This is a genomic window from Paracoccus sp. PAR01 (genome assembly GCF_014851995.1).
Taxonomy (GTDB): Bacteria; Pseudomonadota; Alphaproteobacteria; order Rhodobacterales; family Rhodobacteraceae; genus Paracoccus; species Paracoccus litorisediminis.
The window spans coordinates 22,380-37,440 of record NZ_JACVAW010000028.1; the positions used below are offsets into that span (position 1 = coordinate 22,380).

Below are 15,061 nucleotides of genomic sequence, written 5' to 3' on the forward strand. Positions count from 1 at the left end.
GCGAAGTCGATGGCTGCGGAGCGCGCCGTGTGTTTTCTATCTGCGGATCATTTGGCTCCGGATAGCTTCGAGTCGCGTAACTTGAACAAGGCCATGCCCAGAGAAATGCCTAACCCGCCCAACGCTCTGCCCACAGGGAAGCGCCAGTGTCTCACCTTTGAAAAAGCATCGAAATCCCGGTTCTCCCCACAAATCGCACCTGCGATGATCTCGGCCATGATATGTGACGTGGCAATGCCATGGCCTGAATATCCCTGAGCATAGAACACATTGGAATCGAGGCTGCCCAATTGTGGAATGCGATTGATGGAAATGCCGTCCTGGCCCGACCAGGCATAGTCGATACTCACGCCTCTCAGTTGCGGGAAGGTGCGCTCGATCACCGGGCGCATCCGCTCGTCCAGATCTTGGCTGTCACGGCCGGAATAGTTGGTGCCGCTACCGAAGATCAGCCTGTGATCGGCGGTCAGACGATAGTAGTCCAGCACGAAGCGGGTATCGTAAAGCGCATAGTCCCGGGGCAGGATCTGCTGAGCCACCGCCTCGGACAAGGGTTCGGTCGCCACGATCCCGAGCGATGCCGGGAAAAGCCGCCCGGCCAGCCGTGACCGCCCGAAATCATGCAGGAAATTCCCGGCGATCAGCACCTTGTCGGCCGTGATCCGTCCCCCGGCGCATTGTAGCACGGGGCGCGGGCCATAGGTGATCCGGTCGACCTTGGTACCGGTGAAGATCCGCGCGCCCAGGCTTTCCGCCGCCATCGCCTCTCCTTGGCAGAGGTTCAGCGAATGAACGTGCATGTTACGGCGGTTGACCAGCCCGGCGGGGTAGATGTCGGTCCCGACATATTCGCGCAACGCGGCACCCCGAACCAGTTCCACCTCGTCGCCCATGCCGTGGGCCACAGCCCGGGCATGGGTCGCCTCCAGCCCCGCGACATGCGATTCCTGCCAGGCGGCCTCGACCTGGCCATGTTTCAGATCACAGGCGATGCCGTATTTCCCCACACGGTTTCGGATGATGTCATGCCCGCGCCAGCGCAGAGCCCATACGAAGTCCTTTGCCCCATCCCCCAGAATTCGGGTGAACTGGCGCTCCATTGCGGTATCCCCGGAAAGCGAGCCTGTGATCTGCCCACCATTCCGACCGCTGGCGCCCCATCCGATCCGGTTGGCCTCTACCAAAGCGACAGAACGACCACGCTCGGCCAGTTCGACCGCTGCGGCCACGCCGGTGAAACCACCGCCGATGATGGCCACATCTACTGTCAGATTCTCAGCGAGCGCGGGCCAAAGGGGAACGGGGTTGGCGGTGGCAGCATAGTAGGAGCCGGTATGAGGAAGGGTCAAAGAGGTCATTTCAGGCCCCGATCTAGTTGGATCGGTGGCATCATAGGGCCAGCCGATAGGTCTTCATTTCAAAATCGCTGACATGGGCGGCAAAGACCTCTTGCTCCTGCTGCTTGCAGGCTGCGAAGGCTGCCACGAAGTCGGGATGCAGGATCTGGCCCACAAGGTCTACGCGTCGGAAGCGTTCAAGCGCATCGGGCCAGTCCTTCGCGATCCGGGGCTGGTCCTCGACATGCGCATTTGTGCTGATCGGCGGCGGCGGGCTCAGCTGCTGCGTGATGCCATGCAACGCACCGCCAAGGATGGCGGCCAGCACCACGAAAGGATTGGCATCCGTACCAGAGACCCGATGTTCGATGCGTCGCGCGACATCAGGCCCTGCGGGGATACGCAATGCGCTGGTGCGGTTCTCATAGCCCCAGCCAATCCGGGTCGGGGCCAGCCCGCCGGGGGCCAGGCGGCGATATGAGTTCAGATGCGGCGCGAAGGCCAGGCTTAGATCGGCAAGCGTGGCCAGTTGCCCGGCCACCGCATGGCGCAGCATCGCCGAGCCTTCGGGTGTGCCGTTGCTGAAGATATTCTGCCCCTTGGCATCCAGAACCGAGAAATGCACATGCAGCCCGCTGCCGGCATGATCCCCGAACGGTTTGGCCATGAAGCTGGCCTCATGGCCATGGCGACGCGCGGCGTTGCGGATGATCTGGCGGAAGAACAGGGTGTCCTCGGCCGCCTTCATCGCATCGGGTTGATGCACCAGATTGAATTCAAACTGGCCGGGCGCACCTTCGGCGGTCGCCGCCTCAACGCTGATCCCGCAGGCGGCAGCCACAGCATAGACATCGTCCAGAAACGCACTCATCCCTGCAAGTTCAGAGATGGCATAGATGCTGTCACTGCCTGATGTCGCCGCGGCCGGATCCGTCAGATAGAATTCGACCTCTGTGGCGACCACGGGTGTCAACTCAAGCGCGGCATAGCGGGCCAACACCGCGGCCAGCAGATGACGCGCATCGCCCAGGTAAGGGCTGCCATCCTCGCAGGTCATCCACAAAGGCAGTAATGGAAAGGGGTTGCCCGGCCAGCCCAGATCCAGCAGGCCACGCCCGGTGGGCAGGCAGCATCCGTCCAGATCACCCCGCTCCAGCGTAAGGCGGGTTCCGGCGACATCAGTGCCCCAAATGTCGACCCCGATTGAGGACAGCGGCATCCGCGTGCCAGCTGACAGAACCTTGCTGAGGTGCGAAAGCGGCAGGCGTTTGCCGCGCAGGATGCCGTTCATGTCGAAGATTGCAGCGTAGAAAGCCGCCGGATCACCGGTGTGTAACCCGGCCGATAGCGGGGCGGTCAGAGTCGTGCGCAATGTCATGTCGCAATGTCCTGGAAAGGTTCGGGCATAGCCCCGCAACGGCCTGCGCCGCGAGGCTCAGGCCGGGAGAGGGACGCAGGCGAGGGCAGTCGGGGTGCCGCTCAGGGCGAGAACATGCCGCCGTTCACATGCAGGATCTGGCCCGTAACATACGCCGAGGCGGGTGAAGCCAGGAACAGCGTTGGCCCGACCAGATCCTCAGGTCGGCCAAGACGACCCATCGGGATAGTTTTTTCCATGGCCGCCATGCGTTCCGGCGGCGTCGCGGAATGGAAGGGCGTGGCGATGGCCCCGGGCGAGATCGCATTCACCCGGATGCCGCGCCCCGCCAGGTCGCGGCCCATATGCCGCGTCAGATTGTGAATATAGGCCTTGGCGCTGGCATAATGGCCCGAGCCGCTGCCGCCGCCATCATTGCCCGCGACTGAACCCACATTGATGATCGCGCCGCCGCCGCGCCGCTCCATATGCGGAATGGCGGCCTGTGAGGCTTCGATCACCGAGCGCACGTTCAGGTCCATGGCCTGCTGGTAAAGGTCAAGGTCGAGATTGGCAAATGCCTCACGCCGGATCATGGCACCAGCGTTGTTGAACAAAACGTCCAGACCGCCAAGCCCGGCGGCGGCGGTATCGACGACCTGCCGGGCGGCGCCCTTTTGAGACAGATCTCCCTGCACTGCCAGTGCCGACCCGCCCGCAGCGGTGATTTCGGCGACCAGCGCCTCTGCCGCAGCCTTGCCGGAATTGTAGTGGATGGCAACATTGGCGCCCGCCTCAGAAAATGCCTTTGCAACGGCGGCGCCGATGCCGCTGCTGCCGCCGGTGATCAACACCAGTCGATTGGTGAAATCGAACATGTTTGTTCCTTGCAATGTCATGATTCAGCCTGTTGCCCGGCCTTGCGCGCCGCCAGCACATCGGTCAGCCAGTCAGGGCGCATTTCGGGGGTCGAGCCGAGCAAAAGCTCGGTGTAGGGATGGTGCGGGGGAGACAGCACTTCGGCCCTAGGGCCGGATTCGACGATCCGACCACGGTTCATAACCACGACTTCGTCGGCGATGGCCCGCACTGTTGAGATGTCATGGGTGATGAAGAAATAGCTGATCCCCAGTTGCGCCTGCAGATCCAGCAACATCCGGAGAATTCCTTCCTGCACCAACTGGTCCAGTGCTGAGGTGACCTCGTCGCAGATCATCAGCTCGGGGCCTGCGGCAAGGCCGCGCGCGATATTGACGCGCTGTTTCTGACCGCCCGACAGTTCGGATGGCAGCCGGTCGGCATAGCGCGGGCCAAGCTCAATCATGTCCAACAACTCGTTTACCCGGGCGGCCGTCGCCCGTCCTCGGAGTCTGTGAAACAGTTCCAGCGGTCGGGCGATCAGTTCGGCGACGGTCTGCCGCGGGTTCAGCGCGGTATCGGCGGATTGATGGACCAACTGAATACGCCGCCGCAGATCACGGCTGCGCAGGCGCAGAGCAGGCGGCAACGACTGGCCGTCCAGCGTGATGCGCCCGGCTGTGGGCACGTTCAGTCCGGCGATCACCCGACCTAGCGTAGATTTGCCAGAACCAGATTCACCCACCACGGCCAGGGTGCGCCCGCGCGGGATGGTCAGCGTGATGCCCTCAAGCGCCTTGGCACCATTACGGCCGTAACTGAAATCCAGTCCCTCGATGGTCATCAGCGGCGCGGCGGCGCTTGGCTGGTCGGGCTTGACGAGTTCGCGCACCGCCCAAAGCGAGCGTGTATATTCCTCTTGCGGTGCCGCAAGAATCGCGCTGGTCGGGGCTTCCTCAACGAGACTGCCATGTCGCATGACCATGATGCGATGGGCCATCTGGGCCACCACCGCCAGATCATGCGTGATGTAGATCGCGGCGGTGCCACGGGCCTCGACCGCCTCGCGGATCGCGGCCAGAACCTCGACCTGGGTGGTCACATCTAGTGCAGTGGTCGGCTCGTCGAACACAATCAAATCTGGCCCACAATGCATGGCCATCGCAGTCATGACCCGCTGCAATTGTCCGCCAGATACCTGATGCGGATAGCGCGTGCCGATTGTGTCGGGCTTGGGCAACTGCAATCGGCGATACTGCGCCACCGCCACTTGACGGGCCGTCTGCAGCGGCATGAGGCGATGCTGCACGGCGGTTTCAACGGTCTGTGGCAACAATGCATGAGCTGGATTGAACGAGGCGGCAGCACTTTGCGCCACATACGAGATACGGCTCCCGCGAAGTTTGAGCCGATCGCTTTCCGGTAGAGCCAGCAGGTCGATGCCGTCAAAGCGCACGCTGCCGCCCGTAATGCGGCATCCAGGCCGGATGTGGCCAAGTGCCGCCAGCCCGAGTGTGGATTTCCCGGCGCCGGATTCTCCGACCAGCCCCAGCACCTCGCCGCGCCGCAAGGTCAGATCAACGCCATGCAGCAGCGTGGACCATTGGCCATCGCTTTCGCCTTCAATCCGCAGGCCACGGATCTCAAGCAGGTGTCCTGTGTCACTGGCCATTTCGCAACCCGCTTGCCTTGTCGAGGAACCAGTCCACGATCAGATTGACCGAGATCGTCAGCACAGCAATTGCGCCGGCGGGGATGAACAACGTCAGATTGCCATAGGCGATCAGCGCCGAGGCTTCGCGCACCATTGACCCCCAGTCGGCCGTGGGCGGCTGGATCCCCAGACCCAGGAAGGACAGGGCCGAGATCGTCAGAAAAGCAAAGCAGAAGCGCAGCCCGAATTCTGCAACCAGCGTGGGCATGATGTTCGGCAGAACCTCGCGCCGGATAATCCAGGGCAGCCGTTCGCCACGCAGATGGGCAGCCTCGATGAACTCCATCGCCGCCACATTCATCGCTACCGAGCGCGAGACCCGGAACACCCGCGTGCTGTCCAGCAGCGCGATGATCAGGATCAGGTTCGGGATCGACGACCCGGCAATCGATAGCAGGATCAACGCAAAGATAAGCTGCGGGATCGCCATGATCACGTCGACAAGGCGCGAGATCAGCTGATCTACCCATCCACCCAGCACGGCCGAGATGACACCGACGAGGCCGCCGACCGTGAACGAGATGAGAGTTGTTGCCAGCGCTATGCCCATAGAATTGCGCGCACCATAGATGAGGCGGCTGAACTGATCGCGGCCCAGTTGATCCGTGCCCAATAGAAAGGTGCCATCCGGCGGCGCATAGGGGATGGACGAGGCCACCTGAGCCTCGCCGAACGGCGCGAGGAAGGGCGCGAACAGCGCCACCAGCAAATAGATCAGCACCACAATCATGCCGATCCGTGCCGCGAGCGATGCGCTGGCGATGGACAGAGACCTGCGCCGCCGGGAGACTGCAGGTGCGCCTTGCGAATTATTTTGCATGAAGCAACCTCGGGCTGGTTGCGATGGAGATGATATCGGCCAACAGATTCAACAGGATGTATGTTGCGGCAAAGATCAGGGTGCAGGCCTGCACGACGGGGATGTCACGGTTGCGCACGGCGTCAACCATGGTTTGTCCAATTCCCGGATAGACAAAGACCACCTCTGTGACCACGACGCCCACCACGAGATAGGCGAGGCTGAACGCAATGACATTGACGATGGGTGCCAGGGCATTCGGCAGGGCATGGCGCAGGATCACGCGCCACGGCCGCACACCTTTCAGCCGTGCCATCTCAATATAGGGGCTGGCCAGCACACCGATGATCGCCGCGCGCGTCATGCGCATCATATGTGCGATGATCACCAGCGACAGGGTCAGCACCGGCAGGGCCACCGCCTGCAGCTTCTCAGTCAGGTCCATTCCCGGCGACAAGGTCGACATGGCGTAGAAGGCAGGTAACTTGACCGCCAGCACAAGGATCACAAGATAGGCGACCAAGAACTCCGGCATCGCGACGGTGGACAGGGTGGCAGCATTCACGATGCGGTCAAAGCGGGTGTTGCGGTAGAGCGCTGCCATCAACCCCAAGAGGAGCGCGACGGGCACAGCAATGGCGGCGGTGATCGCGGCCAGAAACAGGGTATTCGCCAGACGGGGCAGCACGATGTCGCTGACTGCGCGCGGTGTGAAAGCTCGACCCGCGAAAGAATGGCCCAGATCGCCTCGCAGCACCCCACCGATCCAACCGAGATAGCGTTCTGCCGGAGGCAGGTTCAGGCCCAGTTCGTCACGAAAGGCTTCGACGGTTTCTGGCGTCGCATTGCGACCAAGGACCGAGGTGGCGAAATCCCCGGGCAGGAACTCCAGCGCCGAAAACACCACCACCGATACGGCGAAAAGTGCGACGCCACCCAGAGCAAGACGTTGCAAAATGGTTCGGATGAGCGGATGCATGGCCTGTCTCTGATAGGTGGGCAAAGGGTGGGGCAGTTCCCGGCGCGGGGCCGGAGACTGCGTCACGCATCCGCAGGATAGCCGTCGACTACCCTGCGGCAGATCAGGCAAACCACCAGCGCTCAAATGCTTTGTAGCCGTCCAACGGCCACTGCGCACTAATAGCCTCAGCATGGGCCACTTTCTTGGCGCGGACCACGATCCAGTTGGCGAAGTTCAGCACGATTGCCCCGCCGTCGCGGTTGCAGATTTCCTGCATTTCCCAATACATAGCCTTGCGCTTCGGCTCATCCAGCTCGGTGCGGGCGGCGACCAGCAATTCGTTGAACCGCGCATTCTGCCAGTGTGTCTCGTTCCAGGGGGCGTCCTTGGCATAGGCCACGGTAAATGCCAGATCCGCCGTGGGCCGTCCGCCCCAGTCCGATGCCGCGAAGGGACTTTTCAGCCAAATATCCGAGAAGTATCCGTCGCCCGGCACGCGCTTAACCGTAATATTGATACCGCCCGCAGCTGCGCTGGCACTAAACAGCTCTGCAGCAGGCACTGCTCCCGATCCGGCTCCTTCCGAGGTAATCAATTCCACATCCAGAGAGTCCAGCCCAGCCTGCTTCAGATAATAGCGTGCCTTTTCCGGATCATAGGCGGTCTGCTCCAGCTCGGTGTTGAAAAACTTGTTCGAGCGAGCAATCGGATGGTCATTGCCGACGTAGCCATGACCGAACTGGGTTTTACGGAGCACGTCCTCTCGGTCGACGCCGTATTTCATGGCGAGACGAATATTGGCATCGGTGAAAGGCGCCATCGTGCAGGCCATGGCAAAATTGTTATGCGCGGCACTGGGTGTTTCGTCGACGATTACCCGCTCATCTTGTGCAAGAAGGGCAAGGGTCGAGGTGTCGTTGCGTTCGCTGATATCGACTTGACCCGAGATGACGGCGTTGTTGCGCGCTGCCGGATCCAGCACCGCGATCAGATGGATTTCATCGAAATAGGCCGCATCCGGCTTCCAATAATCGGGATTGCGCACCAGTTCGATCCGCACGCCCGGCTCGAAGGACTGGATGCGGTAGCCACCGGTGCCCGCTCCCGACGCGATATCGACACCGCCCTTGCCGTCCGAAGGCAGGATGATTAGGGCGAACCCTGCGGTCAGTGCCGGGAAGTCGGCATTGCCATTGGCCAGTTCGAAAATGACGGTGCTGTCGCCGTCGGCACGCACATCCTTCAGATCCGAAAGCAGAGCCTTGGCGCCTGAGGTCGAGGCCTCGCCCCGATGGTAGTTATAGGTGGCAACAACGTCCTCGCTGGTCAGCGCCTTGCCGTTGTGGAAGGTCACGCCGCTGCGCAGTTTAAACGTCCATATCCGGGCATCCGGACTGGCCTCCCAGCTTTCGGCCAGCTCGGGGACGATCTCGTCCTGCGCGCCGTATTCGGTCAGGCCATTGCCCCGGCAGAAGGCGAAGGCGATCGAAAGCGAGGTTGCATAGGTGCCGGGGTCCAGCCCCTCGGCGGTATTCGCCTGCCCCATGGCAACGCGTAGCACCCCGCCCTTTTTCGGCGCATCTTGGGCCATGCTCTGGCCGGCAAATAGCGGCAACGCCGCTGCGGCCATGGCCGTGCCAAGTAGCGTCCTGCGCGACATAATTAGGCCGCCAGGGCTACGATGGAACTCGATGTCTTTCATTTCTCTCTACTCCTGTTGGGAAGAGCCTACCTGTTCTCGGCAGATCTCATTGAGGACGAAATCGAAGGAAAAGCCTTTCTGCGGCCAAAGATTCGCAGTTCTTCAGTGGCAACTGCCAGTCGGAGAGTGCTTTGGATAACTGAGATCTCAGTTATAGATTCTGACGTTAGATCTGAGATCTCAGTAAGTAAACTGAAATATGCCCCTACCATGGGTTAACCCAGTTCAGCGGTATTCTTCCGGTCAGAATGCGATAGGCTTCGGCAGCTGCAAGCTGCTGAATTTGCTGTACTGACTGTTCAGAATACCAAGCGGTGTGATCACTAACGACCACATGCGGCAGATCGAAAAGAGGGTTGTCGCGATCCGGCGGTTCGCGCTGGAAAACATCCAGCCCTGCCCCGGCGACACGCCCCGAAAGAATGGCTGAACTCAGTGCCGCCTCGTCGATGTGGCTACCCCTTGCGGTGTTCAAGATCACGACGCCGGGCCGCAGTCTTGCAATCAGTTCGGCGCTCAGCGTCGGTCGCAGATCGGAGCGGCCAGGGGCGTGAAAAGACAAGATCTCCACCGCCTCGACCAGATCCTCCAGCGTGACGCGTATCACCCCGGCGGCTGCGGCGCCCTGCTCGTCAAGGAAAGGGTCATGGACCAGAACTCGGTCAACACCGAACACGGCAAAGCGCTTGTGGACAGCCCGGGCAATGCGGCCGTAGCCAACAAGGCCCAGTGTTGCGCCGGCGATCCGTTGCAATGGCTCGGTCTGGCCGACTTCCCATGCCCCTTTGCGGACAGCGGAGTCACGAGTGACGATCCGGCGGCGAACAGCCAGGAACAGCGCCAGCGTGTGATCTGCCACCTCGATGTCCGCGCCATAATCGGGCACATTGGCGACCTTGATGCGGCGTTCGCGCGCCGCGTCCAGATCAATTTTGTCCAACCCGACTCCATAGCGCACCAACCCTCGCAGGCGCGGCGCAGCATCGAACAGCGCAGCATCCACAGCTGTGTCGCGTAGCATGATCAGATCGGCATCGGCCACACCGCGCAGCAGCGTCTGCCGGTCACCCTGCCAATCCAAAGCCGTGATCTGCACGCCGAGCGGGGTCAGAACCTCGCTTTCCGCGGCATAGCTGGCATAGCCCGGTTCGACGACGACCACTTTCACAGGCCCAGTTCTTTCAAAAGCTTCCATCGCTCAATACCCCGCCGAACGATTTCCAAGCGGCTCCGGAGCGAGCCCACTTCGCATACGAGAGATATTGCTCAGAACGGATTGAGCAGTCGCCCACGGGTTAGGCTCGCTCGCGATGTGCGGTGTCAGGCGAATATTCGGATGCGCCCAGAACGGATGGTCGGCGGGTGGCGGCTCCTGCCGCATCACATCCAGTGTGGCACCTGAAAGATGTCCTCTGTTCAGCGCTGCCAGCAAGGCATCCTCATCCATGTGGTCGCCTCGACCGATGTTCACCACCGCAGCGCCCTGCGGCAGTGTGGCAAAGAGATCGGCATTCAGCATGCCGGTGGTGGCCGGGGTGCGCGGCAGCATTGCCACCAGAATGTCGCTGCCCGCCGCAAATTCAGACAGTTGCTCCGCGCCGTGAAAGCTCTCAGCTCCGGCTATTTCTTTGGGAGAACGGCTCCAGACCCTGACAGGGAAACCGAGCCCGACCAGCGCCTCGGCAACGAAAAGCCCCAACGGGCCCGCACCCATCAGCCCGACACTGCGTTGAAAGTTCATCGCAGGGCGAACGAATTCCCAGCGGCGTTCCTTTTGGCGGATATCGAACAGCATCATGTCGCGGTGGTGATGGATCACTGCATGCAGCACATAATCGCGGTGCTGCTGGCGGGTTACCTCATGCACGAGCTTCACGACCGGGATCCCGAGCGGCAGGTCCGGGTCGGCGAAGATGTGATCCACTCCCGCTGCCATAGAGAAGATCGCATTAAGGTTCGGCAACTTGGCCAGATAGCCATGGGGCGGCTTCCAGACCAGCGCCCATCGGATCGTAGCGGGGTCAAAGTTTTCGCTCAATACATAGATTGGCAGATCGGGGGCTGCAGCACGCAACGCGCTGCGCCAATCCTCTGGGTTCTCGCCGGTCGCAATGATCAACATCGCCTGTTCGGTGTCGGACATGGTCGCATCAATCCTTGGTGGTCCGGATTATGCCCGGACACAGGTCATCATTCGGTCGCGAGGAGGCGCGACCGCTCTTCAGCGGCGTTCGACCGAAACAGGCCGAATAATGGAAAGGGTGATCCCCAGGGATCAGGTGTTTTCGCGGATCACATAGATCTTCTTAGTGGGGGTGATGACCCTCCAGATATAGCTGTGCCCGGGGCGCATGATGAAGCTGTCGCCCACGGTGATGCGGCGTGGCGGCTTGCCGTCCTCGATCAGCTCGGATTCGCCCTCGATGATCGTGCAGAATTCCCAGGTTTCCTTGACCACACGCCAAGAACCGTCGCGGACTTCCCAAATGCCGGTGCTGACCGAGCCATCGGGCGTCACCTCAATCTCCCAGGTCTTGTTGGTCGGCGCGCCCTCGGTTACGCGGTCGGGCAAGGGGGCACCCGGTTCTGGCGTGCCCAGTTGCTTCACATCATAAAAGTAAAGCGCGTCCATCATCATCTCCCGTAAAGACTGTATGTCGTGCCATCGCCGTCATCTGGCGCTTGCGCATGACTCTGCTGTCTTCGCCCGGGGACGGCATTGCAGGATCTGCACTGAAGCGAGTAGCGGTTTGGCTTGAAAGAAGCCTATAACTGCGATCTCAGTCTGTAAATAAAAATCTGCGATCTCAGATGAGGGGGCTGATATTGTGTTTGAACGGCAGAAGATTCATGCCGTCATGAATCTCGGCCCGCAGCGCAAGACACATCGCGTCCGCATCGCGCAGGTGCAGGGCGCGGAGGATTGCGGGATGTCTGTCCTCATCGGGGTGCCTTCCGGCGGTACGCTCGAATACCACGCGCATCAGCGGGCCGAATTGCAGCCATAATGTCTCGATCATCTGCATGGTCGTCGGCGCTGGCTGCGCACTGTAGAGTTTGAAATGGAACTCGTAATTGCTGCTCATGTAAGTTTCGACCTCGCCAGAGGAGAGGCACAGCTTCATCCGGCGGTCGATCTCGTGCATTTCCTCGATCAGATCATCCGAGATCACCGGCAGTGAGCGGGACGCAGCGGCCGGCTCCAGACGCAGGCGGCAGAACAGCAGGTCTTCGAACCGGATCTGCGTCATTTCGGGGACGACAACACTGCTTTTCGACCGGATCTCCAGCGCGCCTTCGGCCGCCAGCCGGGCAATCGCATCACGCACCGGCATCGGGCTGACGCCAAGTTCGCGCGCGATTCCGCGTGAGGAAAGAACCTGGTCCGGAGTAATCGTCCCGGTGACCAACCGATGGCGCAAGGTGCGATAGACCATCATGCGCAACGGCGCCTCAGCCTCACGGTCGCTCTGAACGCAGCACTCCATCTTCCCTCCCCGATCTTTCCTGCAGTCTCTTAACACACGAATCCGTGGAGTGTAACTGTGATCGCAGTTGCGAGGACACTGCAACTTTGTGGTTGGCGCTTGCAGGACAAAATTTGGACTATTGCAGAGCAAACAGCAAACCGCGTTGGTATTCGTTCGACTTTGCACCGGCTTTCCGTGGCACCGCTTTTTTTTCGCCCCGATCGCTGCGATAATCACCAATGGCTGCTTTGGGGATACTGCACCGCAGCATACCGGCGGGACTGAGCGGCCGCAAAGGGCCGAGATGCGCGTGACTGAGGCTGAGCTAAACCCGTCTCGTCGCATTGTGCAGCAGATCGTCGTGATGAGCCCATCAGAGGCGTTCGTGCACGATGTGGCGCGCGCCGTGTCGGACTTGTCGGATCGGAAAGGGTAAGACTAGATTGCCGTCGGATAGAAACTGGGGGCACCGACGTGGATGTGAAATCATCGCAAGCGACCGGAAATGCTGCCATGCACTATGTCGCATGGCAGCTTTCAAAGAGGGGCTGGAACGTGATGCCAACCACGCGGAACGCGAAGGGAAGCGACCTGTATTGCGCGAACGATGCAGAGACCGTCATCTTTGGGGTGCAGAGCAAGGGATTGTCAAAGAGAGGTCCGGTTGGGCTGGGGTCGAACCTTGGCAATCTTCGATCGGATTGGTGGATTATTACCATCAACGCGAAATCGGACAACCCGATCTGTTTCATCTTGAGGCGGCAGGAGGTTGTTGATCTTTGTTTCCACAGCGATCCTGCAAAGAGCCGCGACGGGGTTCAGTCATATTGGCTACAACCGAAGGCCTACGACCAGGCACAATTCAGGGATGCTTGGCACAGGCTCCTCGCACCTCCCGGCCCTATTGGCGAATAGAGCCGTCATTGACTGCTTCGTCCGCACTGCGGTTTAAGATTAAGCGATCTCGCTGAACCCCGCCTCAACGTCCGGTTTGGAAGAAGCTAGCGGCTGTCGACCGGCCGTTATGGGCCGGCCTGGAACGGATGGCTCTCTCTGCCAACGACAGCCCCGGCGGGCAAGACGTCGCATCTTGCAAATCCGATGCCCCATTCTCTGCTCAACGCTGAGAATCGCCGGATCGCGCAAAGCGTCAGTAACTGAGCCCCCGCCCCAAGAGTAGGACCGCACGTTCCGCCTGCGGGTCGTCATCAGCCCTCAGCGGGTGCTCCCTGTTGATCGGACTACTGGCCTGCAGCACATCCAGCATGTCGGGAAAGCCATGCGCAACATCCGGCATCCCCGCAATTTCATAGGCATTCTGTCCCAGCCCTGCATAATGGACGATCGTACCGCCATGCCGGGTCAAGCGCGCGGCAAAGAAAGCGCAAGAAATTAAGCATTCGTCGCCAAGCTCACGCGATTCACCCTTTCTCGCACGTCGTTGGACCACCTCCATCAAGCGGACCGTCAGGCGGTCCGGCAAGATGGGGTGATCGATGTAGTGCGCGAGCGTCGATGCCAGATGAAATTCAAGCTCCACGGACAGAGCGACCTGGCTTTCGCACATTCCCTTAATCACCAGATCACGGGCAGCGGCGAGATATGTGTTCGTCATGCAACCCTCGGCATCACCCAGAACGAACTCTTCCCATGGTGATAGCTTGGCCCGACCACCGCAGTGGTCAAGCTTGTCCTTTCGACGAGCATCCTGAAATCACGGGTTATTGCGCGGAAGCCTCAATATTCTGGCACTCGGATATCCTGAGTGACAAACATTTTTTCTTCACCCCTTGAAACCGTCCGGGAGCGTAGTAGGTCTTCTGTCACGTGATGCCGCTAGGGTCACGCGCGGCCCTTCCGTTGAGGAGAGGGGCCTTACAAACTGTTTGTCCAATTGAGGAGAACAAACATGGCGTTCAAACCACTCCACGACCGCGTTCTGGTCCGTCGCGTCCAGTCGGACGAGAAAACCAAGGGCGGCCTGATCATCCCCGATAGCGCGAAAGAGAAATCCGCCGAAGGCGAAGTCGTCTCGGTCGGCGAAGGCGCGCGCAAAGATTCGGGCGAACTGATCGCACCCGCAGTTGCCGCCGGTGATCGCGTCCTGTTCGGCAAATGGTCGGGCACCGAGGTCACGATCGACGGCGAAGAACTGCTGATCATGAAGGAAAGCGACATCCTGGGCGTCATCGAGAGCCCCGTCGCAGCAGAAAAGGCCGCCTGAAGGCCACTTCCAACGATCAAGCTGAAGACCAAGGAGTAATTCGAATGGCTGCCAAAGAAGTCAAGTTCAGCACCGACGCCCGCGACCGCATGCTGAAAGGCGTGAACATCCTCGCGGATGCCGTCAAGGTTACCCTCGGCCCGAAAGGCCGCAACGTTGTGATCGACAAGTCCTTCGGCGCCCCGCGCATCACCAAGGACGGCGTTTCGGTCGCCAAAGAGATCGAACTTTCGGACAAGTTCGAGAACATGGGCGCCCAAATGGTCCGCGAAGTCGCTTCGCGCACCAATGACGAAGCTGGCGACGGCACCACCACCGCCACCGTTCTGGCTCAAGCCATCATCAAAGAAGGCATGAAGTCGGTTGCGGCTGGCCTGAACCCGATGGACCTGAAGCGCGGTATCGACCTGGCGACCTCGAAAGTCGTCGAAGCGATCAAAGCTGCTTCGCGTCCGGTGAACGACTCGGCTGAAGTCGCCCAGGTCGGCACCATCTCGGCCAACGGCGAGGCTTTCATCGGCCAGCAAATCGCCGAAGCCATGCAAAAAGTTGGCAACGAGGGTGTGATCACCGTCGAAGAAAACAAAGGCATGGAGACCGAAGTCGAAGTCGTCGAAGGCATGCAGTTCGACCGCGGCT

The 15,061-nt window shown here is 60.6% G+C and carries 14 protein-coding genes; 2 read left to right on the plus strand and 12 right to left on the minus strand.

Annotated elements, in window-relative coordinates; genetic code table 11:
• Positions 1 to 47: 47 nt before the first annotated feature.
• The 12 genes from IB235_RS22400 to IB235_RS22455 all read right to left on the minus strand — a co-directional run bounded on the left by IB235_RS22400 (position 48) and on the right by IB235_RS22455 (position 13,813).
• Positions 48 to 1,358, minus strand: coding sequence for an FAD-binding oxidoreductase (locus IB235_RS22400; RefSeq protein WP_192338612.1), 1,311 nt, complete (start codon positions 1,356 to 1,358; stop codon positions 48 to 50).
• A 31-nt stretch (positions 1,359 to 1,389) separates the two neighbouring features.
• Positions 1,390 to 2,715, minus strand: coding sequence for a glutamine synthetase family protein (locus tag IB235_RS22405; RefSeq protein WP_192338613.1), 1,326 nt, complete (start codon positions 2,713 to 2,715; stop codon positions 1,390 to 1,392).
• A 101-nt stretch (positions 2,716 to 2,816) separates the two neighbouring features.
• A complete protein-coding gene (locus IB235_RS22410; protein ID WP_192338614.1) occupies positions 2,817 to 3,572 on the minus strand; it encodes an SDR family NAD(P)-dependent oxidoreductase in 756 nt (251 codons plus the stop codon).
• 17 nt (positions 3,573 to 3,589) lie between these two features.
• Positions 3,590 to 5,224 carry an ABC transporter ATP-binding protein gene (locus tag IB235_RS22415; protein ID WP_155041999.1) on the minus strand — a complete coding sequence of 545 codons (1,635 nt, stop codon included), beginning with the start codon at positions 5,222 to 5,224 and terminating at the stop codon, positions 3,590 to 3,592.
• Entirely contained in the window at positions 5,214 to 6,086 is an 873-nt protein-coding gene (locus tag IB235_RS22420) for an ABC transporter permease (RefSeq protein WP_155042000.1), read from the minus strand. The genes IB235_RS22415 and IB235_RS22420 overlap by 11 nt, the downstream gene beginning before the upstream one ends.
• Positions 6,076 to 7,044: an ABC transporter permease gene (locus tag IB235_RS22425; RefSeq protein ID WP_192338624.1), complete on the minus strand. Its 969-nt coding sequence runs from the start codon at positions 7,042 to 7,044 to the stop codon at positions 6,076 to 6,078. Before IB235_RS22425 ends, IB235_RS22420 begins: the two co-directional genes overlap by 11 nt.
• Before the next feature lie 103 nt (positions 7,045 to 7,147).
• Positions 7,148 to 8,728 carry an ABC transporter substrate-binding protein gene (locus IB235_RS22430; RefSeq protein ID WP_225612546.1) on the minus strand — a complete coding sequence of 527 codons (1,581 nt, stop codon included), beginning with the start codon at positions 8,726 to 8,728 and terminating at the stop codon, positions 7,148 to 7,150.
• 205 nt (positions 8,729 to 8,933) lie between these two features.
• Positions 8,934 to 9,923 (minus strand): C-terminal binding protein, encoded by a 990-nt coding sequence (locus tag IB235_RS22435; protein ID WP_192338615.1) that lies wholly within the window; start codon positions 9,921 to 9,923, stop codon positions 8,934 to 8,936.
• Positions 9,924 to 9,926: 3 nt separating this feature from the next.
• Positions 9,927 to 10,871 (minus strand): glyoxylate/hydroxypyruvate reductase A, encoded by a 945-nt coding sequence (locus IB235_RS22440; RefSeq protein WP_192338616.1) that lies wholly within the window; start codon positions 10,869 to 10,871, stop codon positions 9,927 to 9,929.
• Positions 10,872 to 11,003: 132 nt separating this feature from the next.
• Positions 11,004 to 11,360: a cupin domain-containing protein gene (locus IB235_RS22445; RefSeq protein WP_155042003.1), complete on the minus strand. Its 357-nt coding sequence runs from the start codon at positions 11,358 to 11,360 to the stop codon at positions 11,004 to 11,006.
• Positions 11,361 to 11,535: 175 nt separating this feature from the next.
• A complete protein-coding gene (locus IB235_RS22450) occupies positions 11,536 to 12,168 on the minus strand; it encodes a GntR family transcriptional regulator (RefSeq protein ID WP_192338617.1) in 633 nt (210 codons plus the stop codon).
• A gap of 1,180 nt (positions 12,169 to 13,348) precedes the next feature.
• Entirely contained in the window at positions 13,349 to 13,813 is a 465-nt protein-coding gene (locus tag IB235_RS22455) for a hypothetical protein (RefSeq protein WP_192338618.1), read from the minus strand.
• Between the two features lie 294 nt (positions 13,814 to 14,107).
• On the opposite strand from IB235_RS22455, the gene IB235_RS22460 reads away from it, so the two are divergent.
• Both IB235_RS22460 and IB235_RS22465 read left to right on the plus strand, forming a co-directional pair.
• Positions 14,108 to 14,422, plus strand: a complete 315-nt coding sequence (locus IB235_RS22460; protein WP_192338619.1) for a co-chaperone GroES — start codon at positions 14,108 to 14,110, stop codon at positions 14,420 to 14,422.
• 44 nt (positions 14,423 to 14,466) lie between these two features.
• The coding region (locus IB235_RS22465; protein ID WP_304612860.1) for a TCP-1/cpn60 chaperonin family protein at positions 14,467 to 15,061 on the plus strand (595 nt) is incomplete at its 3' end.